The organism is Cupriavidus oxalaticus (assembly GCF_038900635.1).
GTDB lineage: Bacteria > Pseudomonadota > Gammaproteobacteria > Burkholderiales > Burkholderiaceae > Cupriavidus > Cupriavidus oxalaticus_B.
On record NZ_JAYMRX010000031.1, the window covers coordinates 15,749 to 39,727 of the forward strand.

Here is a 23,979-nt window from a genome sequence, read left to right on the forward strand (position 1 = left end):
GCCTGCGGCCGCTCAGTGGCGGTGGCCGTGATGGCCGTGGCCGTGGCCATGTCCGTGGCGATGGTGGTGGTGCCGATGGTGACGATGGTGATGGCGATGCCCATGCCATTCATGCCGCCCATACCAGCGGCGCCCATCCCAGTAGCGGTCGCCATGCCAGCCGTGATAGCGCGGCGCATAGACCACCGGCGGCGGCGGCGCCACGTAGACCGGCGCAGGGGCGACATAGACTGGCGCGGGCGTGCCGATATGCACACCGACATCGACATGGGCCATGGCGGAACGCGCGGCAAGCAGCGACATCGCGCCCGCCAGCAGGGCAGCTACAAGAACCGGAGGCAGCATTGGGTTTCTTTTTGTCGTAAAAGGAATGGGTGCACTGTACCCGGCATTCCTGTTACTGGATGCGGCGGAGTGTTTCCATTTATAACGACGTGTAAGCGGGATTTGGCGAAAGTCGCCAACGGGGAATGACAGGGGCCGCACATGGCGACCCCTGAGCGGTACAACGGGCGTCGCCCCGGCGCGGAGCGACATGTCAATCGCGGCAAGTGCCGCCTGAATTACTTGCTGTAGACGTACACACCGCGGCCGGTCTTGCGGCCGAGGTAGCCAGCGGCCACCATCTCGCGCATCAGCATCGCCGGACGGTACTTCGGATCGGCGAATTCGGTGTACAGCACTTCCATCACGGCCAGCATGGTGTCCAGGCCGATCATGTCGGCCAGCGCCAGCGGGCCGATCGGGTGGTTGCAGCCCAGCTTCATGCCCTCGTCGATCTCTTCCGGCGAGGCCAGGCCTTCGCCCAGCACGCAGAAGGCTTCATTGATCATCGGGCACAGGATGCGGTTGACGACAAAGCCCGGGCTGTTCTTGACCGTGATCGGGTACTTGCCCAGTTCCTTGGCCAGCGCTTCCACGGCGGCGTGGGTGGCGTCGCTGGTCTGCAGGCCGCGGATCAGTTCGACCAGGGCCATCACCGGCACCGGGTTGAAGAAGTGCATGCCGATGAAACGGTCGGCGCGCGAGGTCACCGCGGCCAGCTTGGTAATCGAGATCGACGAGGTGTTGGACGCGATGATCACGTTCTCGCCGACGATGCCGTCGATCTGCTTGAGGATCTTGACCTTCAGGTCGTAGTTCTCGGTGGCGGCCTCGATCACGATGTCGGTGGCCTTGAGGTCGTCATACGACGTGCTGCCCTTGATGCGCGCCAGCGCGTCGGCCTTCTGCGCCTCGGTCAGCTTTTCCTTCTTGATCAGCCGGTCCAGGCTGCCCGCCACGGTGGCCACGCCCTTCTGCACGGCGGCATCGCTGATGTCGACCATCACCACGTTCAGGCCGACCACTGCGCACGCCTGCGCGATGCCATTGCCCATGGTGCCGGCACCGACGATACCTACTGTCCTGATTGCCATCTTCTCTTCCTCTGTTTGCTGGTTGCTTGCTGGATGCTTATCGATCTTGTTTCAGTCCGCCTGCTTGCCCAGCGCGGCGATGATGCGCTCGGCATGCCCCTTGAGCACTTCCGGCTCCTGCATGTCGCGCGCGTGGCCGCGCAGCGCCTGGTCGTTGTAGCGCGGCACGATATGGAAATGGATATGCGGCACGGTCTGGCCCGCCGCGGCGCCGTTGAACTGGCCGATCGAGATGCCGTCCGGGCTGAAGGCCGCGCGCACCGCGCGCGCCACGCGCTGGGTGGCCACGATGGCGGCCTGTGCGGCTTGCTCCGACAGGTCGAAGAGATTGACCGCGGCTTCCTTGGGCACCACCAGCGTATGGCCATCGGCCTGCGGCATGATGTCCATGAAGGCGATGGTGTCGTCGTCCTCGTACACCTTGATGCAAGGCATCTCGCCGCGCAGGATCTTGGCAAAGATATTGTTCGGGTTGTACTGGCTGTCCATGGTCTTGTATTGCGGTTGTCTCGGGATGGGTTGCCGCCGGGCGCTACGGTGCGGCGCAGCATTCGAGTGTAACGCAGGGCGGCCCTTCACTGCGGCCGCCCTGCGCCAATTACTGGGCACTGCGGGTCACTGCGCCGGCCATGCGCCGGACCCACGTGAACCGGGGTCTACATATTGCGCCGGTACTGCCCGCCGACCTCGAACAGCGCGTGCGTGATCTGCCCCAGCGAGCAGACCCGCACCGCGTCCATCAGCACCGCGAACACGTTCTGGTTGTCGATCACCGCCTGGCGCAGCCGCTGCAGCATCGCCGGCGCCTCGTCGGCATGGCCCTGCTGGAACGCGTGCAGGCGGTCCAGCTGGCTCTGCTTCTCGGCCTCGCTGGAGCGCGCCAGCTCCAGCTTCTGCGGGACCGGGTCGCCATCCGGATTGCGGAAGGTGTTCACGCCGATGAGCGGCAGCGTGCCGTCGTGCTTGAGCTGCTCGTAGTAGAGCGATTCTTCCTGGATCTTGCCGCGCTGGTAGCCGGTCTCCATCGCGCCCAGCACGCCGCCGCGCTCGGCAATGCGCTCGAACTCCTGCAGCACCGCCTCTTCCACCAGGTCGGTCAGTTCCTCGATCAGGAAGCTGCCCTGGTTGGGGTTCTCGCACTTCGCCACGCCCCATTCGCGGTTGATGATCAGCTGAATCGCCAATGCGCGGCGCACCGATTCGCCGGTGGGCGTGGTGATGGCCTCGTCGTAGGCATTGGTGTGCAGCGAATTGCAGTTGTCGTAGATCGCGATCAGCGCCTGCAGCGTGGTGCGGATATCGTTGAAGTCGATTTCCTGCGCGTGCAGCGAGCGCCCCGAGGTCTGGATGTGGTACTTGAGCTTCTGGCTGCGTTCGTTGGCGCCGTACTTGTCGCGCATCGTCACCGCCCAGACGCGGCGCGCGACGCGGCCGAGCACGCTGTATTCCGGATCCATGCCGTTGGAGAAGAAGAACGACAGGTTGGGCGCGAAGTCGTCGATATGCATGCCGCGCGCCAGGTAGGCTTCCACGTAGGTGAAGCCATTGGCGAGCGTGAAGGCAAGCTGCGAGATCGGGTTCGCGCCGGCCTCGGCGATGTGGTAGCCGGAGATCGACACCGAGTAGAAGTTGCGCACCTGGTGGTGCACGAAGTACTCCTGGATATCGCCCATCACCTTGAGCGAGAACTCGGTGGAGAAGATGCAGGTATTCTGGCCCTGGTCTTCCTTGAGGATATCGGCCTGCACCGTGCCGCGCACGTTCTGCAGCACCCAGGCGCGGATCTTGGCCTCTTCGTCGGCGGTCGGTTCGCGCTGGTTGTCGGCGCGGAACTTGTCGAGCTGCTGGTCGATGGCGGTGTTCATGAACATCGCCAGGATGGTCGGCGCGGGGCCGTTGATGGTCATCGACACCGACGTCGACGGGTTGGTCAGGTCGAAGCCGTCATACAGCACCTTCAGGTCGTCGAGCGTGGCGATCGAAACGCCCGAGTTGCCGACCTTGCCGTAGATATCCGGGCGCACGTGCGGGTCTTCGCCGTACAGCGTGACGGAGTCGAACGCGGTCGACAGGCGCTTGGCATCCATGCCCTCGGACACCAGCTTGAAGCGCCGGTTGGTGCGGAAGGCATCGCCCTCGCCGGCGAACATGCGCGTGGGATCCTCGTTCTCGCGCTTGAAGGCGAACACGCCGGCGGTGTACGGGAAGCTGCCGGGCACGTTCTCGCGCATCAGCCACTTCAGCACCTCGCCGTCGTCCTCGAAGCGCGGCAGCACCACCTTGCGCACCTTGGTGCCTGACAGCGTCGTCGTGACCAGGCCGGTGCGGATTTCCCTGTCGCGGATCTTCACCACGTATTCGTCGCCGCTGTAGGCTTCGCGCATCTGCGGCCACATCGCCAGCAGCTTGCGCTCGACCTGGCCGAGGGCAGTGTCGCGTTCCGCGGCGAGCGCATCGAGTGCGGTGCCGCCGTCGCCTTGTCCCTGCGCGGCCTGCAGCATGCGGCTCGATTCGCGCAACTGCTGGCGCTCGCGCGCTATCCGGCTTTGCCCGGCCACGCGGCGGTGGTAAGCACGCACGGTGTCGGCCAGCTCGGCGAGATAGCGGCTGCGTGCCGGCGGCACGATCACGTTCTGGCCGGTAGAGATGCGCCCCCACAGCTCAGGCAGCGAGCCGGGCCGCAACTTCAGGCCGCGCTCGGCCAGCGCCGCGCGCAAACCCTGGTACAACATGGTCACGCCATCGTCATTGAAGCGCGACGCCTGCGTGCCGTACACCGGCATGTCCTCGGCCTTGCCATGCCATTGCTCGCGGTTGCGCTGCACCTGCTTGGCCACGTCGCGCCACGCATCCTGCGCGCCCTTGCGGTCGAACTTGTTGATGGCGACAAAGTCGGCAAAGTCGAGCATGTCGATCTTCTCGAGCTGGCTGGCCGCGCCGAACTCGGGCGTCATCACATACAGCGACAGGTTCACGTGCGGCACGATGGCGGCGTCGCCCTGCCCGATGCCCGAGGTCTCCACGATCACCAGGTCGAAGCCCGCCACCTTGCATGCCGCGATCGCGTCCGGCAATGCCTGCGAGATCTCCGAGCCCGCCTCGCGCGTGGCCATCGAGCGCATGAAGATGTTCGGATGGTTGATCGCGTTCATGCGGATGCGGTCGCCCAGCAGCGCGCCGCCCGACTTGCGGCGCGACGGGTCGATCGAGATCACGGCGATCGACAACGCGTCCTGCTGGTCGAGGCGGAAGCGGCGGATCAGCTCGTCGGTCAGCGACGACTTGCCGGCGCCGCCGGTGCCGGTGATGCCGAGGACCGGGATCGCGGCCTGCTTCGCCTGCGCCTGCATCGCCTGCACCAGCGCGGAATCGGCCTTGCCGTTTTCCAGCGCGGTAATCAGCTGCGCCAGCGCGCGGCGGTCGCCGCCGGCAACGGGGTCGAGCGAAGTGGGCGCGTAGCGCGACAGGTCGATGTCGCAACGCTGCACCATGTCGGCAATCATGCCGGCCAGGCCCATGCGTTGCCCGTCTTCCGGGCTGTAGATGCGCGTCACGCCGTAGGCCTGCAGCTCGCGGATCTCGTCCGGCACGATCACGCCGCCGCCGCCGCCGAAGACCTGCACGTGCTCGCCGCCCTTTTCGCGCAGCAGGTCGACCATGTACCGGAAGTACTCGACGTGGCCGCCCTGGTAGCTGGAAATGGCAATGCCCTGCGCGTCTTCCTGCAAGGCCGCCGTCACCACTTCCTCGACCGAGCGGTTGTGGCCCAGGTGGATCACCTCGCAACCGTGCGACTGCAGGATGCGGCGCATGATGTTGATCGAGGCGTCATGGCCGTCGAACAGCGACGCCGCCGTGACAAAGCGCACCTTGTTGGCCGGACCGCGGCCCTGCTCCGCCTGCTTGGGCTGCGGCGCGCCGCGGCGCACATCATGCACATCGGAAAGGTCGGTCATTGTCTCCACCGTCTCTGGGTGTTGGCTGCTGCCACCGCGAGGTCCGCCTGGGGTGCTGGTCTGTGCCGGCCTGGCTGGAATTGCGCGGGCTGGGCCCGGGTTGGGGCTGGTCGATTATATGACGTTGACGTAAACGTCAATCAATGGGGCAGAACCCCAACGGCGCGGCGCAGCGGTGCTTATAGAGTAGGTGGCCGCGGTGGATAGCAGGCAATCAAAAGGCCACCTCGCGGTGGCCTTCCCGGGTACTTCGCCAGCAGCGCCGGATCTCACCGGCACAGCGCCCATATCCGCGGGCATTCCCCAAACGCATCCGTACTGTGCTCTTCGACCCGATGACGCAGCGCGTGCAGCCACGCCGCCATCCGCCGCATCGACCACGGTGCGGGCGTCTGTGCCAGCGTGAAGCGTGCCCCCGGGCCATCGCCCGACAGCCATACGCGATAGCCTTCCGGCAGCGCCAGCTCCTGGCCGGGCTCCAGCCAGATATCGTTGGGATTGCCCTCAACCGTCACCCACAGCTTGCCCGCCGCCGCGCAGACGGTCTGCCCGTAACCGGCGCGCCAGCTCACTGGCTGTCCGGGCTCGTCCAGTTCGAAAGTCCGTAGTTCGCGCATGATGCACTCCTTGTCAGCCTGGCGGTCTCGAGCGATCTCGCTATGTCCGCCACGCTTCCATTATGCGCATCCCTCACTACAATCCCATGTACAGTTGTGAACAGTTTTCGATGAACTGTTCAGTAGTTTTCCCTGACAGTTGCATATCCCGGTTTCCCCCGGCTGCCTGCCTATGAAACTAATCTTAGATGCTTCCACCGGAATTCCACTGACCGATCAGATCGTCAATGGCGTGAAGTCGTGGATCGGCAACCGCGACGCCCGGCCGGGGGCAAAACTGCCATCTATCCGCCAGCTGGCGGCGGAAAACGGCATCAGCCGCTTCCCCGTGATCGAGGCCTATGACCGGTTGGTGTCGCAGGGGCTGCTGGATTCCCGGCAAGGGTCGGGCTTCTATGTGGCGGACAGCCCGCTCGCGGGGCGCTCCGCGCGCGGCTGGTCGGATCCCAGCCTGGCGGAGGATCTTTCCGGCCACATCCTGGAGCAGTTCAACCACCCCAGCGGCACGCTGAAGCTGGCCGGCGGCTTCGTGCCGGAAACCTGGCGCGACGTGGAAGGGCTGCAGCAGGCGATCCGCGCGATCTCGCGCACCGAGATCGACAGCGTGATCCACTACGCCACGCCGCTGGGCCATCCGGAACTGCGCCGGCAAGTGCTCTTGCGCGTGCGACAGCTCGGCATCGCGGCCGAGTTGCCGCAAGTGCTGATTACCAGCGGTGCCAGCCAGGCGCTGGACCTGGTGGTGCGCCACCTGCTCAAGCCGGGCGATACGGTGTTCGTGGAGGACCCCGGCTACTACAACCTGTTCGGCCTGCTGCGGCTGCATGGCGTGCAGCTGGTGGGCGTGCCGCACACGCCCCACGGCCCGGACCCCGACGCGTGCGAGGCGCTGCTGCGCCAGCACAAGCCCAAGCTGTTCTTCACCAACAGCGTGCTGCAGAACCCCACCGGCTCCACGCTGGCGCCGCCGGTCGCGTTCCGGCTGCTGGAGCTGGCGCGCCGGCACGGCTTCCGCTTTGTCGAGGACGATATCTTCTCGGACTTCCAGACGCACTTCACCGACCGGCTGGCCACGCTGGACCAGCTCGAGCACGTGATCTATATCGGCGGATTTTCCAAGACGGTGTCGGCGTCGCTGCGGATCGGCTACCTGGTGGCCGACAAGGCGCTGGTCAAGGACCTGGTCGACGTCAAGGTGCTGACCAGCGTCGCCGGCTCGCACTTCGCGGAAGCGGTGACGGCGGCGCTGCTGGAGCGCGGCGGCTATCGCAAGTACATCGAGCGCCTGCGCCTGCGCGTGCGCGAGGCGTCGGCCAACGCGGTGCGGCAGCTGACCGGCTGCGGCTGGGAAGTGTTCTGCGAGCCGACCGGCGGCAACTTCCTGTGGGCGCGGCCGCCCTGCATCGAGGATTCGCGCGACCTGGTGACGCTGGGCGAGGAATACGGCGTGACGCTGGCGCCGGGCAATTACTTCCGGCCCGGCGGCGAGGCGTCGGCCTGGATCCGCATCAACGCCGCCTATGCCAACGAGCCGCGCGCGGTGGCCTTCATGAAGGCCGCGGCGGAGCGCGGCGCGCGCTGAGTTTCCGTAGGAGGTCAGCCGCCGTGGTTATGCAGCACGGCGTTGCGCCGCGCGTAGGCGAAGTAGATCACCAGCCCCAGCGCGAGCCACACCAGGAAGGCAATCCACGTCAGCGCCTGCAGGTGCGCCATCAGGAACAGGCAGAAGCCGATCGCCAGCAGCGGCACCACCGGCACGCCCGGGCAGCGGAATGCGCGCGGCAGGTCGGGACGGGTCTTGCGCAGCACCAGCACCGCCACCGAGATCAGCGTAAAGGCCGCCAGCGTGCCGATATTGATCAACTCGGCCAGCACGTTCAGCGGCACGAAGCCGGCGATCGCGGCGAAGACCAGGCCCACGGTCCAGGTAGCGAAGTAAGGCGTCGCATGCACGGGATGCACCGACGACAGCCGCTCGGGCAGCAGCCCGTCGCGCGACATGGCGAAGATCACGCGGGTCTGGCCGTAGGTCATCACCAGGATCACCGTGGTCATGCCCAGGATCGCGCCCAGGTCGACAAAGCCCGCGACCCAGTTCTGCCCGGCGTATTGCAGCGCCAGCGACACCGGGTGGTCGACGCCGGCAAACCTGGCGAACGGCACGATGCCGGTCATGATCGCCGCCACCACGACATACAGCACCGTGCATACCGCCAGCGAGCCGATGATGCCGATCGGCAGGTCGCGGCGCGGGTTGCGCACTTCTTCGGCTGCCGAAGTCACCGCATCGAAGCCGATAAAGGCAAAGAACACCAGCGCCGCCGCATTGAAGATGCCGCTGAAGCCGAACGGCGCGAACGGCTCCCAGTTGGCCGGCTGCACGTGCCAGACGCCGACCGCAATGAACAGCAGCACCACGCCGATCTTCACGGCCACCATCAGGTTGTTCACGCGCGTGGATTCGCGCACGCCGTACGACACGACCCAGGTGATCGCCAGCATGATCAGGCAGGCCGGCAGGTTGATCATGGTCTCCACACCCGGCACCGAGCCCGGCGCGGCGGTCAGCGCCGCCGGCAGCTTCAGCCCGAAGCCCGCCATCAGCGACTGGAAGTACCCCGACCAGCCCACCGACACGGCCGAGGTGGCCAGCCCGTATTCCAGCAGCAGGTCCCAGCCGATCATCCACGCGACGATCTCGCCGAGCGTGGCATAGCTGTAGGTATAGATCGATCCCGATACGGGAATCGCCGAGGCAAACTCCGCGTAGCACAGCGCGGCAAAGCCGCACGCCAGCGCGGCGATGACGAAGGACACGGTCAGCGCCGGCCCGGCGGTCAGCGCGCCGGTGCCGGTCAGCACGAAAATCCCCGTGCCGATGATGGCGCCGATGCCCATCATCACCAGGTCGACCGGACCCAGCACCTTTTTGAGGCCGTCATCGCGCGCGACGGCCAGCATCGCGTCGATGTCCTTGGTGCGGAACAAACTCATTCAGACTCCTGCAGCAGTGAGCCGGGAGCGCCTGCTTCTGCATTGGCGGCGGCCCGGAAAAAGCGCGCTAGTTTACGCCTGCCGCACTGCGCAGACGTCACATTCGGCGCCCGCGCCCGGCGGACACGACATCGGAATGATAGGGAGCGCGCGATCGTCCGGAGCTGACGAGCGACAAGCCGGCCTCAGCCGCCGCAGCCAGGCGCGGAAAGAATGCCGTCCACGCGCGCCAGCGCGGTGGAGAGCGGGTCCAGCATGAGCATGGCGGCGCCGGCGAGCGCCAGCACCGAGAGCACGGCGATCCGTGCGTGCCGCGCGCACAGCATGGTGCACGCGGCCGCCACCAGCGGAGCCAGCGTGGCGGTCATCAGCAGAAGCTTCAGCAACATGGCGCCGCTTCAACGGCTCGGCGCCACAGCCTGCGCCTGGCCATCGTCCTCCACCGGCAACGCCCCCGCACGGCGCAGCCCGAACCACGAGCACGCCGCCGAGCACAGCGTGATCGCGACCAGCGCGACAATGGTGTGCCGGTAGCCGCGCGTGGCATCGAACGACCACGCGCCCAGCTGCACCGTCAGGAAGGCGCCGAGCTGGTGACCCAGGAACAGCAGGCCGAACACCTTGCCCTTGATCCGGCTGCCATAGCGCTCGAAGCAGAACATCGAGGTCAGGATCACCGTGCCCAGGTAGCTGGCGCCGAAACCCATCGCGAAGGGCAGCACGCCAAGGCCCGGCACTAGCAGCAGCACCATCGACAGCGAGCGCAGCACATAGAACCCCGCCAGCAGGCGATGCTTGTCCCACCGCAACGCCAGCGCGCCCGAGACGATGCCGCTGGCCAGCTCCAGCACGCCAAGCGCGCTTAGCGCGGTACCCATCGCCAGGCGCGGCACGCCTTGCCCTTGCCAGTGCGCCACCAGGTGCACGTCGATGAAGGCCATGGTCGCGCCGCAGCCGAAGAAGCCCGCTGCCAGCGCGTAGAAGACCGGGTCGCGCCGGACCACTGCCCATGCCGAGACTTCCACCGCTTGCGGTGCCGGCGCGGATCGCGGCTCCCGCCGCGCGGCGAGCCACAGCGCACCAGCCACGGGCAGCGCGAACACCACACCTGCCACGCCGAAGGCCGTGATCCATCCCGCCCGCGGCTGCAGCCAGATCCACAGCGGCGACAGCACAATGAATCCGATCGCGGTACCGTTCGTCACGACCGCGTAGGCCAGGCCCTTCCTGCGCTCCTCGAACAGGCGATCGACCAGGATGCCCATCGGCACGAATGTCATTGCCGCCAATCCGAACGCGCCCGCCACCCCGAACGCCAGCACGAAGAATGCGAGCGACTGGTGCCACCACGCCACGCTGCCCAGCGCCAGCCCTGCTGCCAATGCGCCCGCCGCCGCCGTGCGCAGCGGCCCGACGCGATCGCTCAGTGCGCCAACCACCGGCGACATCAGTCCCGTCGCCAGCATGAACACGCTGCCCGACCAGGCGAACTGTGCCCGGCCCTGGCCGAAGTGGGCGGCGAGGTCGACGAAGTACACCTGGTACAAGCCCTTCACCGCGGTCGAGACGAACATCGCGGCAAAGCCGATGGCAACCAGCGCGAGGGTAATGGCGGGGATGCGGGTGCGGGTCATGGCGGTTCCTTTGTCGTGCGGGCTTGCCGAGATGCTAAGCAACGCCATGCTGTCGCCACGGCAATGCCGCAGACCAGAAAAGCAAATTTTCAGCCATCGCCGTCACAGCGAGCCCGGATCGCGCGAGAATGGCGGCATCGGACCGCTCGATTCTTCCTTGCCGCGATGACCAACGCTTATCTGCTGGTGCTGCCCAACGTCCACATGCTCGACCTCGGCGGCCCGCTTCAGATCCTGTCCAGCGTAGCGGAACTGGGCATCGCACCGCTGCGGGTACGATGCGTCGGACCGCATTCGAGCGTGACTTCGTTCCAGGGACCGGCGCTGGGCCAGGTCGAAAGGCTGCCTGCGCGCGTGGCGCCCGGCGACCTGGTGCTGGCCATCGGCAGCAAACTTCTGGACACGCTGACGAGTTCGCCGGCGTGGCGCGATAGTGCCGCGTGGCTCAGGGAAACCTTTGCGGACGGCCGGAATGCCGACGTACAGGTCGCCGCCGTCTGCACCGGCGCCTTCCTGCTGGGCGCCGCCGGCCTGCTCGACGGCCGCCTGTGCACCACCCACCATGTGCACACCCGCCGCCTGCGCGCGCGGCACCCCGCCGCGTCGGTCGTGGACAACCGGGTCTTCGTTCGCGATGGCAATGTGTGGACGTCGGCCGGCGTGGCTTCTGGCATCGACCTCGCGCTGCGGCTGGTCGCCGACGCCTATGGCGACGACGCCGCCATCGCCGTCGCGCGCGACAACGTCGTGCCCTTCCGCCGCTTCAGCGGCGATCCGCAGCTGGCGCCGCCGTTTCGCGCGCGCTCGCATGGCAACGCGCTGGTGCATGCGGTGCAGGACGCGATCGCGCGCGAGCTGGACGCCAACGTCGCCGACCCGCACTTCGCCGACCGCTTCGCCATCAGCGTGCGGCACCTGTCCCGCATCTTCCATGAGGAAACCGGCCTGACGCCCAAGCAATACCAGCTCACGCTACGCATGGCACGCGCGCGCAAGCTGCTGACGTCATCGAGCCTGGCCGTGGAGGAAATTGCGTTGAAGAGCGGCTTCGCCAGCGTGCAAGCCTTTCGCGCCTGCTGGAACAAGGCCGAGGCGGCCACGCCGAGGGCGTACAGACAGGCGCGTGCAGACAATACGCATATCGCAACTGCTGCCAACTAAGAGCCGCGCGCAGCGCAGCCGTAGGCGTTCCTACCACACCGCCCGCAGCAGGGGCCACTTACAGCTCTGGGCTCGTCCAAACATCGCTTCAACGCCGAACCCCGTGGCGCACCAAGGCGTCAGGCAGCCCTGCCCTGCAACGAAGCCAAGCCCCGTACGAAAGCCCTCGCTCACTATGATAAGAGTGGCCGCCCGCAGGGCCGTAAACGCGCTTTTTGGTGACTTTTTGTCGCTCGGACAAAAAGTTACCCGCCCTTCAGGGCGGAACCGGGCATATCAAATAGCCACCTGATGCCCAGCCGCAGCCCAACACAAAGATCAAACCAACATTTACTTAGCCACCGGCATCGTAAATTCCGCCCCTTTGGCAATGGAGTCCGGCCACCGCTGCATCACGCTCTTGTAGCGCGTGTAGAACCGCACGCCCTCCTCCCCATACGCATGATGATCCCCAAACAACGACCGCTTCCATCCACCAAACGAATGCCATGCCATCGGCACAGGGATAGGCACATTAATCCCAACCATGCCTATCTGGATCTGCCGCGCAAACGCCCGCGCAATCCCACCGTCACTGGTATAGCAAGACACCCCATTGCCAAACTCATGCGCATTGATCAGCGCAACGGCCTCGGCAAAGTCATCCACCCGCACCACCGACAGCACCGGCCCGAAGATCTCTTCCTTGTAGATGGTCATGTCGGGCTTCACATGGTCGAACAGCGTGCCGCCGACATAGAACCCATTCTCATGCCCGTCGACCTTGTGCCCCCGCCCATCGGTCACCAGCGTCGCGCCTTCTTCCACGCCCCTGGCGATATAGCCCTCGACCTTGGCCTTGTGCGCCCCGGTCACCAGCGGACCCATTTCGGCGTCTGACTCCATGCCGTTGCGGATCTTCAGCGCACGCGCGCGCTCCGCCAGCCGCGGCACCAGCTTGTCGGCAACCTCGCCCACGGCCACAGCCACAGAGATCGCCATGCAGCGCTCGCCCGCCGAGCCATAGGCCGCACCGATCAGCGCATCGACCGCCTGGTCCAGATCCGCATCCGGCATCACCACCAGGTGGTTCTTGGCCCCGCCCAGCGCCTGCACCCGCTTGCCATGCCTGGTCCCTTCCGTATAGATGTACTCGGCAATCGGCGTCGAGCCCACGAACGACAACGCCTGCACATCCGGATGCGCCAGCAGCGCATCGACCGCCTCCTTGTCCCCCTGCACGACGTTGAACACGCCATCGGGCAAGCCGGCCTGGCGCAGCAGATCGGCAATCAGCAAACTGGGCGACGGATCCCGCTCCGACGGCTTCAGCACAAAGGTATTGCCGCACGCCAGCGCCACCGGGAACATCCACATCGGCACCATCACCGGGAAGTTGAACGGCGTGATCCCCGCCACCACGCCCAGCGGCTGGCGCAGGTTCCAGTTGTCGATGCCGCCACCGATGTTGTCGGTGAAATCGGTCTTGAGCAGGTTAGGAATGCCGCAGGCAAACTCCACCACCTCGATGCCGCGCGTGACTTCGCCCCTGGCATCGGAGAACACCTTGCCATGCTCGCGCGTGATCAGCGCGGCCAGGTCGTCATGGTGCTGGTCGAGCAGTTCCTTGAACTTGAACAGGATGCGCGCCCGGCGCAGCGGCGGCGTCTCGGACCATGCGGGAAACGCGGCCTTGGCGGCGGCAACGGCCTCGGCAACGTCCTGCGCGGTGCCGAGCGCCACGCGCGCGGCTACTTCGCCGGTGGCGGGGTTGAAGACGTCGGCCAGGCGCTGGCCGCCGGCGCGGCGCACGGCGCCGCCGATGTAATGATGGATTTCGGCCAGTTGCCGGTTTTCTGCGATGCTCACCTGGGATTCCTTCGATGGCCACGGCGCGCGCCGTGGCTTGCAATCAGAGAGCCGGCCCAGAAAACTCGAAGGGCCGGCGGCAATGCGATGCGGCGTGCGCCGCTTATTTGATGTCCTGCAGCGCCTTCTTCACCGTATCGAACAACTCGCCGATCTGCGCTTCCGAGATGATCAGCGGCGGCGAGAACGCCAGGATGTCGCCGGTGTAGCGCACCAGCACGCCCAGTTCCAGGCACTTGAGGAAGGCCTCGTAGGCACGCGCGCCGGGCTGGCCCGGACGCGACTCCAGCTCGATCCCCGCCACCATGCCGAAGTTGCGGATGTCCTTCACGTGCGGCGCGCCGCGCACGCTGTGCACCGCCGCTTCGAACACCGGCGACAGCTCGGCCGCGCGTCCGAACAGGTTCTCGCGCTGGTACAGGTCGAGCGTGGCCACGGTAGCGGCGGCGGCCAGCGGATGGCCGGAGTAGGTGTAGCCATGCAGCAGCTCGATCGTGCCCGGCGCGGCCGCATTGACCACGGCGTCGTGCACTTCGCGGCGCACCGCCACGGCGCCCATCGGCACTGCCGCGTTGTTGATCGCCTTGGCCATGGTGATCAGGTCCGGCGTCACGTTGAAGCGCTCGGCCGCGGTGGCCGCGCCGAGGCGGCCGAAGGCGGTGATCACCTCATCGAAGATCAGCAGGATGCCGTGCTTGCTGGTGATCTCGCGCAGTTTTTCCAGGTAGCCGACCGGCGGCACCAGCACGCCGGCGGAGCCGGCCAGCGGCTCGACGATCACGGCGGCGACGTTGGCCGGGTCATGCAGCGCGAGGATGCGCTCCAGCTCGTCGGCGAGGTGCGCGCCCCATTGCGGCTGGCCCTTGGAAAAGGCGGCCTCGGCAATGTTGAGCGTGGCCGGCAGGTGGTCCGTGCCCGGCATCAGGTTGGCCGAATAGGCCTTGCGGTTCGGGCCGATGCCGCCCACCGCCATGCCGCCGAAGCCCACGCCGTGGTAGCCGCGCTCGCGGCCGATAAAGCGGGTGCGCTGGCCTTCGCCGCGCGCCCGGTGGTATGCCAGCGCGATCTTCAGCGCTGTGTCGACCGACTCCGAACCCGAGTTGGTGAAGAAGATGCGGTCCAGCCCCTGCGGCATGATCGCTGCCACCTTGGTGGCGGCCTCGAACGAGATCGGGTGGCCCATCTGGAACGGTGGCGCATAGTCCAGCGTTGCGGCCTGGCGCGCGACGGCGTCGGCGATCTCCTTGCGGCAGTGGCCCGCCGCCACGCACCACAGGCCGGCGCAACCATCCAGGATCTGGCGGCCGTCGTGGGTGGTGTAGTGCATGCCGCTTGCCGACGCCAGCAGGCGCGGCGCCGCCTTGTACTGGCGGTTGGCTGTGAATGGCATCCACAGGGCATCGAGATCGGGAATCACGGTCTTGGCGGCGTCCATACGTCCTCCTCGGGGCAATTGGGCGGTCGGTTGGCTGGTGTCGTTCCGGCACAGCCGCGAATGGCGGGCACCGGAACGGCGGCAATGACGGCCACTCTACCGGCGGCGTCTGGCCGACAAAATATACAGTCCGGACAGCACCGCCTTTCCGTACAGTTTGATCACGCCTAACCGTACAGGCAAGCAGACGCGGCACCCACCGCGACCGGCCACCCTGGCACGTAGTTCTTGCCGGCACCGTGCGGCATCCCACGCTGCACTGCGGCAATTTTCGCAACGCGGAATGGCACCGCGCACGGCGCCCTGCCCGCCCGTTAAACTGTACAGGTTCGCGCCTTTCGAGGTGCATAGTGCGACGCTTCCGATGCTGACCCTGAACCTGACCCGCAGCCGCCGCGGTGGCGAAACCCTGACCGAGCAGATCGTCGCCGGCATCGCCGCGCTGGTGGAACAGCGCGCGCTGCGCGCCGGCGCCACGCTGCCGTCGGTACGGCGCTTTGCCCAGCACCACCAGGTCAGCACCTTCACCGTGGCCGAGGCCTACGGGCGGCTGACCGCGCTGGGCTACCTTGCCGCGCGGCCGGGCTCCGGCTACACCGTGGCGCATCGTCACGCGCCCACCGGCAGCGCCCGCGCGCCGCAATGGGAGGCGCCGGGACTGAACGCGGCCTGGCTGCTGTCGGACGTGTTCGCCGATCATTCCGTGCCGATCAAGGCCGGCGCCGGCTGGCTTCCTGGCGACTGGCTCAACGAGGAGGGCTTGCACCAGGCCATGCGCGCGTCCGCCCGGGTGCCGGCGGCGCAGCTGTCGGGTTATGGCCATCCGTACGGTTTCGCGCCGCTGCGCGAGCATATCGCCACCGGCCTCGGCCAGTACGGCATCCCGCTGCAGGCGCAGCAGGTGGTGCTGACGCAGGGCGCGACCCAGGCGCTGGACCTGGTGGTGCGCACGCTGCTGCGCGCCGGCGACACCGTGCTGGTGGAATCGCCCTGCTACTGCAACCTGCTGCAGATCCTGCGGCTGGCGGGGCTGCACGTGATCGGCGTGCCGCGCTCGGCGGCCGGGCTCGACACCGATGCGCTCGAAGACGCGATCCGCGCCCACGCCCCGCGCGCGCTCTTCGTCAACACCGTGCTGCAGAACCCGACCGGCGCCAGCCTCAGCAGCATGAACGCCTTCCGCGTGCTGCAGCTCGCCGAGCAGCACCGGCTGCTGGTGGTGGAGGACGATATCTACCGCGAGCTGGCGCCGGCCGGCTCGCCGATGCTGGCGGCCATGGACGGGTTGTCGCAGGTGGTCTACGTCAATGGCTTTTCCAAGACCATCACGCCCTCGCTGCGCGTGGGCTACCTGGCCGCCAGCCCGGACCTGGCCAAGGCCTTCGCGCGGACCAAGATGGCGGTCGGGCTGACCTCGTCGGAAGTGACCGAGCGCCTGGTCTACTCGGTGCTGACCAGCGGCCACTACGGTCGCCACGTGGCGGCATTGGCCGAGCGGCTGCGCGCGCAGCAGGACCTGGTGACGGAAAAGATGGAGGCGCACGGCCTGGAGGTGCTGCTGCGGCCCGAAGGCGGGATGTTCGCCTGGGCGCGGCTGCGCGAAGACCTCCGGGAGCGGCTGCAGGCGAGCCGGCGTGGCGAGCCGCTGGGCGGCAACCGCCTGGCCACGCTGGCGCTGGAGCACGGCATCTGGCTGGCGCCGGGCTCGTACTTCGAGCCTGACGAGACCGACTCGCCGTGGATTCGCTTCAACGTGGCCACCGGCGACGCGCCGCAGCTGTGGCAGTTTTTCGACAGCCTGGCCCAGGCGCCTCGTGCCGCCGCGGCCTGAGATCCGGCTGCCTCAGAAGCGGTAGCGCAGGTACCCGGTATAGAAGTTGGTGCCGGGGTTGGGGCCCTTGATGCCCGCATTGGACAAGTGCTGGAAGCGAAAGCCCGCCTCGGCCGCCGCGCGCGGCCCGAAGGCCAGGCCCAAGCCGATCATGTCCGAGAACTGGAACGCCGTGCTGTAGCGATGCTCGTCCGACGTGCTGGTATGGCTGAGCACGCGCGCCCCCACCGACGCTTCCAGGAACGGCACCACCGCGCCGCCGCGTTTTTCCACGCGCAGGATCGGCGAGAAGCCGAATTCCGTCACGTCCTGCCGGTTGGTGCCGCTGCGTGCGTTCCATTGCGCCAGCGCCACTTCCCACTGCAGCCTGGCCAGCCAGCCGTGCGGATTGCCCCAGGCAAAGCCGGAATCCCAGTTCACGCCGATCTCGTATTTATTGATGCCATGGCCGGGATCGCGCCCGAATGCCGCGTAGACCGCAGGATCCGCATGGGCGGTGCCAGCAAGCGGCAGAGCGCCGATCAGCAGCAGGACGGCAGCGATACCGGCCTTCGTGGCATTCGTGGCATTCGTGGCCTTGGCGGCAAGCATGGCGGCGACAGTACGCATGCGAAAGCCTTCTTCTTCTGATTGTGGTCTTGTTGTTGTTCGTGGCGGGAGCTCGGGCAGGCACCGCTCCCAGGGTGCTGCCTCAACTCCAGAGGCGTTCGACGACCAGGCCTGCGGTGGCGCAGATGCCCACCCAGGCCACCAGTGCGATAGCAATAAAGCGATATGTCATCTCAGGGGCGACAATAAAGTCGTTGCGGGAATGTGAATTTTTCGCAAAATCATACATCCATTCATGAATGTATGTAAGCGGAAATCGTATTTCCCTGAGATGACTTGGGGACTTTTCGTAACGTGAGAAAGCAAAAAGCGCCTGTCGCGGCATGCGAAAGGCGCTGATGCGGCAAGATGCCGCGGGTCGGGCGGGTAACCGGGGGGTGTGGGTACGTCAGCCGCGCAGGAACGGCAGCACCTCCTCCAGCAGCCGCTCCGGCATCTCTTCGGCAATGTAGTGGCCGCACGGCAGCGCATGCCCGCGCACGCGGCGCGCCACCTTGCGCCATTCGTCCAGTGGCCGGAAACACTGCCCGACGGCGCCCTGCTCGCCCCACAGCGCCAGCATCTCGCACTCGACCATGCGGCCTGCGGCGAGGTCGGCGCGGTCATGTTCGAGGTCGATGGTGGCACTGGCGCGGTAGTCCTCGCACAGCCCGTGGGCGGCGCCGGGCAGGCTCAGGCAGCGCAGGTACTCGGCCATGGCTGCATCGGTGAACGGCGCCAGCCCGGCGCTGCGGGCACCCATGGTCTGGCGCAGGTAGAGCGCGGGATCCGCTTCGATCAGCGTTTCCGGGAATGGCGCCGGCCGGATCAGGAAGAACCAGTGCCAGTAGGCGCGGGCAAAGGCTTCGCTGGTCTGGGCGTACATCGCCAGCGTGGGTGCGATATCCAGCGTCACCAGCCGCGTCACCGCCTGTGGTTGATCCAGCGCCAGCCGGTGCGCCACGCGCGCGCCGCGGTCGTGCGCCAGCACGCTGAACCGTTCGAAGCCAAGCGCGCGCATCAGCGCGAGCTGGTCGGCGGCCATGGTGCGCTTGCTGTAGTTGGCGTGATCCGGCAAGCCCGCGGGCTTGCCGCTGTCGCCATAGCCGCGCAGGTCAGCGGCCACCACCGTGAAGTGCTGCGCCAGTTCGGGCGCCACCTTGTGCCAGATCGCATGGGTCTGCGGGTGGCCATGCAGCAACAGCAAGGCAGGCCCCTGGCCGCCGGCCACCGCGTGGATGGCAACGTCGCCGCATTCGATCCGGTGCGGCGTGAATCCTTCGAACATCGTCTGTCTCCATGGCCGGCGGGCGGCCGTCTGCATCCGTGCAGGCTAGTGTAATCACTAAGCGGTGCGACAGGATTTCCTGCGGCGACACTCATTCGGTCAATGGATTCATGAATCCAATCCTGACCGCGCGCCCCTGCCGCCGGCAGGGATGCCGCCGGCCGCACAGCGGCGCTCTGCTACCCTTGCAGCATCCGTACCGACTTCCAGCCATAGCAAGATCCGACCATGCATACCCAAGACCTGTCCGCATGGACCCACAGCCACACGTTCGATGGTGGCAACCGCAACGCCGAGCGCGGCACGCGCCTGGTGATGATGATCACCGCCGTCGTGATGGTGGTGGAAATCGCCGCCGGCCTCTGGTTCAACTCGATGGCGCTGCTGGCCGACGGCTGGCACATGAGCTCGCACGCGCTGGCCATCGGCCTTTCCGCCTTTGCCTACGCGGCCGCGCGCCGCTACGCCAGCGACCGGCGCTTTGCCTTTGGCGCATGGAAGATCGAAGTGCTGGCCGCCTTTGCCAGTGCCGTGTTCCTGCTCGGCATTGCGGCGCTGATGGCGGCGGGTTCGGTCGAGCGGCTGTTCAGCCCGCAGGAAATCCATTACCGGGAGGCGATGGTCGTGACCGCGCTGGGGCTGCTGGTCAACCTCGGCTGCGCGCTGATCCTGGGCGGACATGCGCATGGACACGGGCATGACCACGGGCATGACCATGGGCACCACCATCAAGGCCATGCGCATCACAACCACCACGACCACGACCACCACCACCACGACATCAACCTGCGCGCGGCCTACGTGCACGTGCTGGCCGATGCCGCCACCTCGGTGCTGGCGATTGTGGCGCTGGCCGGCGGCTGGTGGCTGGGCTGGGCCTGGCTCGACCCGGTGATGGGACTGGTGGGCGCGGCGCTGGTCGGCAAGTGGGCGATCGGCCTGCTGCGCCAGAGTGGCACCGTGCTGCTGGATCGCGAGATGGATCACCCAGTGGTCGAAGAAGTGCGCGAGGTGCTCGCCGCGCTGGACCGCGACAGCCGCCCTGGCGACGAAGGTACCCGCGTGTCGGACCTGCATGTCTGGCGCGTCGGCCGCCAGCACTTTGCCTGCATCGTCTGCCTGGTCACGCATGACGCCACGCTGACGCCGCAGCGCGTGCGCCAGGCGCTGTCCGTGCATGAGGAGTTGGTGCACGTGACCGTCGAGATCAGCCGCTGCGAGGCCGCGCACTGAAACACCCGCGTCACGCAGCACGCACAAAGCGCGCGCCAGCCCTGGCGCGCGTCTGCTTTTGCTGACCTCAGCTCAGCTCAGCTCGCACCACATGCACAGCGGCGGCGTATCGGTATGTCGCTGGAATTCGCTGGACGACAGCACCTCCTGCGGCAGCTTCGAGGCCGGCACCAGCGTAAAGCCGTAGCGCGCGAAATAGCTCGGGCAACTCGATGCCAGCAGCACCGCGCGCTGCAGGCCATTCGCGCGCGCGCGCATCAGTGCGGCACGCACCACGTGCGTCGCCACGCCCTGGTCGCGGTGCTCGGGCAATACCGCCACCGAGCGGATCACCACGGTCTGGCCGAACGGCTCGCCGGCGGCGCAGCCGATGATCCGCGATTCGAGGATGGCCACATGGAAGTGCTCCAGCACGCGGAACACATCGTCGGTCGGCAGGCCGCAGCGCTCTAGCAGCGCCCCCACCGCTGGCGCGTCCGAGGGCATCGCCGCCCGGATTCGCAGGTCTTTCATCATCAGGAGCCTCTCTTCTTCACATCACTTGGCGACGGGAACACCATGGAAGCCCGGCATGGTTGCGCCGCCATCCAGGCGGCACTCTGTGCGCACAGGCCGGTCTGGCCTGACCGCCCAACACTAACCGATTCGATGGCTTTGTACTATCAGGGAAGAACAGGGCAAACCGGTGTCGGAAATCTGCCCGCCGCATTACGCACAGGGCAATTGCGGCAACGTGGCGCAGGCGCACCCCATCGCGTGCATCACGCGGCGCAGGTGCAAGGAAGGGAATGGCGCAACAGAAGAGGAAAACTGGAGGCGGGGATCCGGAATCGAACCGTCGTACACGGCTTTGCAGGCCGTTGCATCACCACTCTGCCACCCCGCCGTGGATGGCGCGCCATACCGGCGCGTCGTGCTGCGGGCCGCAGTTTAGCGGGAAATGGAAAAGTCTGCAGGGCGCTGCGCGGGTGGCAGCGCCGGCACCGGCGCCAGTCAGTCGCCGATCTCGCCCATGGCCGACTGGACGTAGTTCTGCAGGCCGACCTTGCCGATCAGTTCGATTTGCGCCTCGAGCCAGTCGATATGCGATTCGGTGGCTTCCAGGATATCGACCACCACCTCGCGCGAAACATAATCGCCGATCGACTCCAGATACTTGATCGCATCCTTGCAACTGGCCTGCGAAACCTGTTCCAGCTTCAGGTCGCAGCCGAGCATTTCTTCGGTGTTCTCGCCGATCAGCAATTTGTCGAGGTCCTGCAGGTTGGGCAAGCCATCGAGCAGCAGGATGCGCTCGATCAGCTTGTCGGCATGCTTCATTTCCTCGATCGATTCCTCGTACTCGTGCTTGCCCAGGGCATTGAGGCCCCAATGCCGGTACATGCGCGCGTGCAGGAAATACTGGTTGATGGCGGTCAGCTCATGCCTGAGCTGGCCATTGAGCATCTGAATCGCTTTCTTGTCGCTTTTCATGACAGCACCAACGACCCCTCGATTTGGGTGGATCAATTCTCATTATCGTGGTCAGCGCGCTGCTGCGGCCAATATCGCGCCGTGCCTTTCATGGTAGGCCGGCAAAGAGGGACATCAAGCAAATTCGCCTGATTCTTGCCGATTATTCAGCGCTATTGCACATGAGAATGGCAATGGTTTCCATTCGGTTTTCGTTAGCGCATGAAAAGCCGCATTCGCATTAATACGCGGGCCTTCCGGACATATTGGCGAATAAGAAACGGGCGGACACGGCATATTGCCGCGCCGCCCGCCATGGGAGGAATCGGAAGGAAATCAGTCGAGCCGCGCACCCGAATCCGTGACCAGCGTCTTCAGCACCGGCCAGTCGCGCGCATAAAGCGCCTGCGCCTCTGCCGGCGAGCTGCCAACCGTGCGCAGCCCCAGCGCGACCATGCGCGCCTGCATGTCGGGAGTCTGCAGGATCGCCTTCACCTCGCTTTCGAGCCTGGCCAGAATCGGCGCCGGCACGCCGACCGGAGCCACCAGCCCGATCCAGCCTACCGTCTTGAACGCGCTGTCCTGCATGCCCAGCTCGGCAAAGGTCGGCATTGCGGGCAGCGCGCTGCTGCGCTGCGTGCCGGTAACGGCCAGCGCCTTGAGCTTGCCGCTCTCGATATACGGCCTGGCTGTCAGGATGCTGGCAAAGCCGAACTGCACCTGGCCGCCGAGCAGGTCCTGCAGCATCGGCGCCTCGCCCTTGTAGGGCACGTGCGTGGCATTGCCGCGTGTGAGCTTGCTGAGGTAGGCGCCGCTCAGGTGCGACAGCGAGCCCACGCCCCATGAGGCATAGGTAGCCTTGCCGGCCTGGGCGCGGGCATAGTCGCCCAGCTCGCGCGGCGTGCGTGCCGGCACCGACGGGTGTGCCACCAGCACCAGCTGCGCGTCGGCCAGCACGCTGATCATGGTCAGGTCCTTGCGCGGGTCGTACGGCAGCTTCTCGAACAGGAACTGGTTGGTGAGCACCGACTGCGTCAGCGTCATCAGCAGCGTGTAGCCGTCCGGCGCCGCCTTGGCCACGGCATCGGTGCCGATGATGCCGGACGCGCCGGCCTTGTTCTCCACCACCACTGGCTGGCCCAGCCGCTTGCTGAGCTTCTCGCCCATGGCACGGGCGATGGTATCGGTGCCGCCGCCGGCCACGTAGGGCACCACCAGGCGGATCGGCTTGGCCGGATAGGTCTGTGCCGCGGCCGGCAGGCCGAGGCTGAGCGAAAGCCCGCTGATTGCGAGCGCGAGCCATGCGCGTCGATTCATGTCGTCTCCAGATCGTCTTTATGGTTTTGGAGAACAACGGTAGCGGGCTTGAGAAAATACGTCCAATGCAATATTTTTCAGATTTCCATGCATGAACGGTTAAGTTGATGGGCCTGCGCCAGCTGCATCACTTCGTTACCCTGGTCGAACAGGGCAGCTTCGCGCGCGCGGCCGCGGCGCTGCACCTGTCGCAACCGGCACTGACGCGCAGCATCCAGGCGCTGGAGGCCGACCTCGGCACGCTGGTCGACCGCAGCTATGGCAAGGTTCGCCCCACCGCCGCCGGCACGCTGGTGCTGGAACGCGCGCGCCGGATGCTGCGTGAAAGCCGCGAACTGCGCCGCGACCTGCAACTGCTGGACGAGGTGGAGATCGGCGAGATCCGCGCCGGCTTCGGACCGTTCGCGGCATCGTTCCTGCTCGACCCGGTACTGGAAGCGCTGGTGCGGCGCTACCCGCGCCTGCGCATCGACGTGGAGACCGCCGACACCACCACCATGCTGCACGCGCTGGAAGCCGAACGGCTCGATGTCTTCGTCGGCGAAAGCCGCAGCCTGGCGCAATTCGGCCACTTGCAGATCGAGCGCCTGCCGGCGCTGGAGACCGGCTTCTTCGTGCGCGCCGCGCACCCCCTGGCGCGTCAAGGCGATATCAGCCTTGCCAGGCTGCGCGACTATCCCGTGGCCGGTCCGCGGCTGCCGGCCCATATCCGGCAGTTCTTCCGCGAGGCGATGCAGGCCGCCGGCAGCGGCGCAGCCGACGACGACAGCACCGGCCTGCTCACCGCCACCTGCAATGACATGCATGCGCTGCGCGCGCTGATGCTGTCCGGCGACGCGGTCGCGCTGGTGCCGGTGGCAATGATGGCCGACGCGTGCGCCCGGGGCGCGGCCGTGCCGCTGCAGATGCGCCCGCGCCATGACCTGCGCGCGCAGTACGGTATCGTGTCGCTGGCCGGGCATACGCCGTCGCCGGCGACGCGCGCGTTCGTGGCGCAGGTGCACGCGGCCCTGGCGGACTATCCGGCGGCGGGGTCTGGCGCCGTACCGGTTCGCTAGAGATTTTCACTACTCTGCGCCGGTTGCCGACCATCGCCAGCAAGAGTTGGCTCAACAGCACCAGCACCAGCACCAGGATGGCGTGGACCGTCCCGTTGAGGCGCAAAGCAAAGAGGCCCCGAAGGGCCTCTTTGCCTGAGGTGCGCCGC

The 23,979-nt window shown here is 66.6% G+C and carries 21 protein-coding genes and 1 tRNA gene; 5 read left to right on the plus strand and 17 right to left on the minus strand.

The window, feature by feature from the left end; translation table 11 throughout:
- Positions 1–12: 12 nt before the first annotated feature.
- The 5 genes from VSR71_RS31015 to VSR71_RS31035 form a co-directional block, all read right to left on the minus strand.
- Positions 13–345 (minus strand): hypothetical protein, encoded by a 333-nt coding sequence (locus tag VSR71_RS31015; RefSeq protein ID WP_342917392.1) that lies wholly within the window; start codon positions 343–345, stop codon positions 13–15.
- 218 nt (positions 346–563) lie between these two features.
- Positions 564–1,418: a 3-hydroxybutyryl-CoA dehydrogenase gene (locus tag VSR71_RS31020; RefSeq protein ID WP_342917393.1), complete on the minus strand. Its 855-nt coding sequence runs from the start codon at positions 1,416–1,418 to the stop codon at positions 564–566.
- 51 nt (positions 1,419–1,469) lie between these two features.
- Complete coding sequence (locus VSR71_RS31025; protein WP_342917394.1) at positions 1,470–1,907, minus strand: HIT family protein; 438 nt, start codon at positions 1,905–1,907, stop codon at positions 1,470–1,472.
- 167 nt (positions 1,908–2,074) lie between these two features.
- Positions 2,075–5,374, minus strand: coding sequence for a fused isobutyryl-CoA mutase/GTPase IcmF (gene icmF / locus VSR71_RS31030; protein ID WP_342917395.1), 3,300 nt, complete (start codon positions 5,372–5,374; stop codon positions 2,075–2,077).
- Between the two features lie 269 nt (positions 5,375–5,643).
- Positions 5,644–5,991 carry a DUF2917 domain-containing protein gene (locus VSR71_RS31035; RefSeq protein WP_342917396.1) on the minus strand — a complete coding sequence of 116 codons (348 nt, stop codon included), beginning with the start codon at positions 5,989–5,991 and terminating at the stop codon, positions 5,644–5,646.
- Positions 5,992–6,163: 172 nt separating this feature from the next.
- On the opposite strand from VSR71_RS31035, the gene VSR71_RS31040 reads away from it, so the two are divergent.
- Positions 6,164–7,573: a PLP-dependent aminotransferase family protein gene (locus VSR71_RS31040; RefSeq protein ID WP_342917397.1), complete on the plus strand. Its 1,410-nt coding sequence runs from the start codon at positions 6,164–6,166 to the stop codon at positions 7,571–7,573.
- A gap of 14 nt (positions 7,574–7,587) precedes the next feature.
- Here the strand turns inward: VSR71_RS31040 and VSR71_RS31045 are convergent, their stop codons facing one another.
- From VSR71_RS31045 to VSR71_RS31055, 3 genes are all read right to left on the minus strand, one after another.
- Positions 7,588–8,985 (minus strand): amino acid permease, encoded by a 1,398-nt coding sequence (locus VSR71_RS31045; protein ID WP_342917398.1) that lies wholly within the window; start codon positions 8,983–8,985, stop codon positions 7,588–7,590.
- Between the two features lie 185 nt (positions 8,986–9,170).
- On the minus strand, positions 9,171–9,374 hold the full coding sequence (locus VSR71_RS31050) for a hypothetical protein (protein WP_342917399.1): 204 nt from the start codon (positions 9,372–9,374) through the stop codon (positions 9,171–9,173).
- A 9-nt stretch (positions 9,375–9,383) separates the two neighbouring features.
- A complete protein-coding gene (locus tag VSR71_RS31055) occupies positions 9,384–10,619 on the minus strand; it encodes an MFS transporter (protein ID WP_342917400.1) in 1,236 nt (411 codons plus the stop codon).
- A gap of 165 nt (positions 10,620–10,784) precedes the next feature.
- Between VSR71_RS31055 and VSR71_RS31060 the strand changes: the two genes are divergently transcribed.
- On the plus strand, positions 10,785–11,780 hold the full coding sequence (locus VSR71_RS31060; protein ID WP_342917401.1) for a GlxA family transcriptional regulator: 996 nt from the start codon (positions 10,785–10,787) through the stop codon (positions 11,778–11,780).
- A 330-nt stretch (positions 11,781–12,110) separates the two neighbouring features.
- Here VSR71_RS31060 and VSR71_RS31065 read toward each other — a convergent pair whose 3' ends face one another.
- Together VSR71_RS31065 and VSR71_RS31070 are read right to left on the minus strand one after the other, a co-directional pair.
- On the minus strand, positions 12,111–13,628 hold the full coding sequence (locus VSR71_RS31065; RefSeq protein ID WP_342917402.1) for a CoA-acylating methylmalonate-semialdehyde dehydrogenase: 1,518 nt from the start codon (positions 13,626–13,628) through the stop codon (positions 12,111–12,113).
- Between the two features lie 103 nt (positions 13,629–13,731).
- Positions 13,732–15,063 carry an aspartate aminotransferase family protein gene (locus tag VSR71_RS31070; protein WP_342917403.1) on the minus strand — a complete coding sequence of 444 codons (1,332 nt, stop codon included), beginning with the start codon at positions 15,061–15,063 and terminating at the stop codon, positions 13,732–13,734.
- Between the two features lie 364 nt (positions 15,064–15,427).
- On the opposite strand from VSR71_RS31070, the gene VSR71_RS31075 reads away from it, so the two are divergent.
- Positions 15,428–16,894 carry a PLP-dependent aminotransferase family protein gene (locus VSR71_RS31075; protein ID WP_342917404.1) on the plus strand — a complete coding sequence of 489 codons (1,467 nt, stop codon included), beginning with the start codon at positions 15,428–15,430 and terminating at the stop codon, positions 16,892–16,894.
- Between the two features lie 12 nt (positions 16,895–16,906).
- Here VSR71_RS31075 and VSR71_RS31080 read toward each other — a convergent pair whose 3' ends face one another.
- The 3 genes from VSR71_RS31080 to VSR71_RS31090 all read right to left on the minus strand — a co-directional run bounded on the left by VSR71_RS31080 (position 16,907) and on the right by VSR71_RS31090 (position 18,770).
- The gene (locus tag VSR71_RS31080) at positions 16,907–17,485 is read right to left on the minus strand and encodes an acyloxyacyl hydrolase (protein ID WP_428979478.1); all 579 of its coding nucleotides are present in this window, start codon (positions 17,483–17,485) and stop codon (positions 16,907–16,909) included.
- A gap of 100 nt (positions 17,486–17,585) precedes the next feature.
- A complete protein-coding gene (locus tag VSR71_RS31085; RefSeq protein ID WP_342917406.1) occupies positions 17,586–17,828 on the minus strand; it encodes a hypothetical protein in 243 nt (80 codons plus the stop codon).
- A 63-nt stretch (positions 17,829–17,891) separates the two neighbouring features.
- Complete coding sequence (locus tag VSR71_RS31090) at positions 17,892–18,770, minus strand: alpha/beta hydrolase (protein WP_342917407.1); 879 nt, start codon at positions 18,768–18,770, stop codon at positions 17,892–17,894.
- A gap of 228 nt (positions 18,771–18,998) precedes the next feature.
- Here VSR71_RS31090 and dmeF point away from each other — a divergent pair, with 228 nt between their 5' ends.
- Positions 18,999–20,003, plus strand: a complete 1,005-nt coding sequence (gene dmeF, locus VSR71_RS31095) for a CDF family Co(II)/Ni(II) efflux transporter DmeF (protein WP_342917408.1) — start codon at positions 18,999–19,001, stop codon at positions 20,001–20,003.
- A 72-nt stretch (positions 20,004–20,075) separates the two neighbouring features.
- On the opposite strand, the gene VSR71_RS31100 is transcribed toward dmeF, so the two are convergent.
- The 4 genes from VSR71_RS31100 to VSR71_RS31115 form a co-directional block, all read right to left on the minus strand.
- Positions 20,076–20,519, minus strand: coding sequence for a GNAT family N-acetyltransferase (locus VSR71_RS31100; protein ID WP_342917409.1), 444 nt, complete (start codon positions 20,517–20,519; stop codon positions 20,076–20,078).
- A 295-nt stretch (positions 20,520–20,814) separates the two neighbouring features.
- Positions 20,815–20,889 (minus strand) — tRNA-Cys (locus VSR71_RS31105).
- Positions 20,890–20,996: 107 nt separating this feature from the next.
- The gene (bfr, locus tag VSR71_RS31110) at positions 20,997–21,476 is read right to left on the minus strand and encodes a bacterioferritin (RefSeq protein ID WP_342917410.1); all 480 of its coding nucleotides are present in this window, start codon (positions 21,474–21,476) and stop codon (positions 20,997–20,999) included.
- A 315-nt stretch (positions 21,477–21,791) separates the two neighbouring features.
- The gene (locus VSR71_RS31115; RefSeq protein ID WP_342917411.1) at positions 21,792–22,772 is read right to left on the minus strand and encodes a tripartite tricarboxylate transporter substrate binding protein; all 981 of its coding nucleotides are present in this window, start codon (positions 22,770–22,772) and stop codon (positions 21,792–21,794) included.
- 107 nt (positions 22,773–22,879) lie between these two features.
- Here VSR71_RS31115 and VSR71_RS31120 point away from each other — a divergent pair, with 107 nt between their 5' ends.
- Positions 22,880–23,830, plus strand: a complete 951-nt coding sequence (locus VSR71_RS31120; protein WP_342917412.1) for a LysR family transcriptional regulator — start codon at positions 22,880–22,882, stop codon at positions 23,828–23,830.
- Positions 23,831–23,979: the final 149 nt, after the last annotated feature.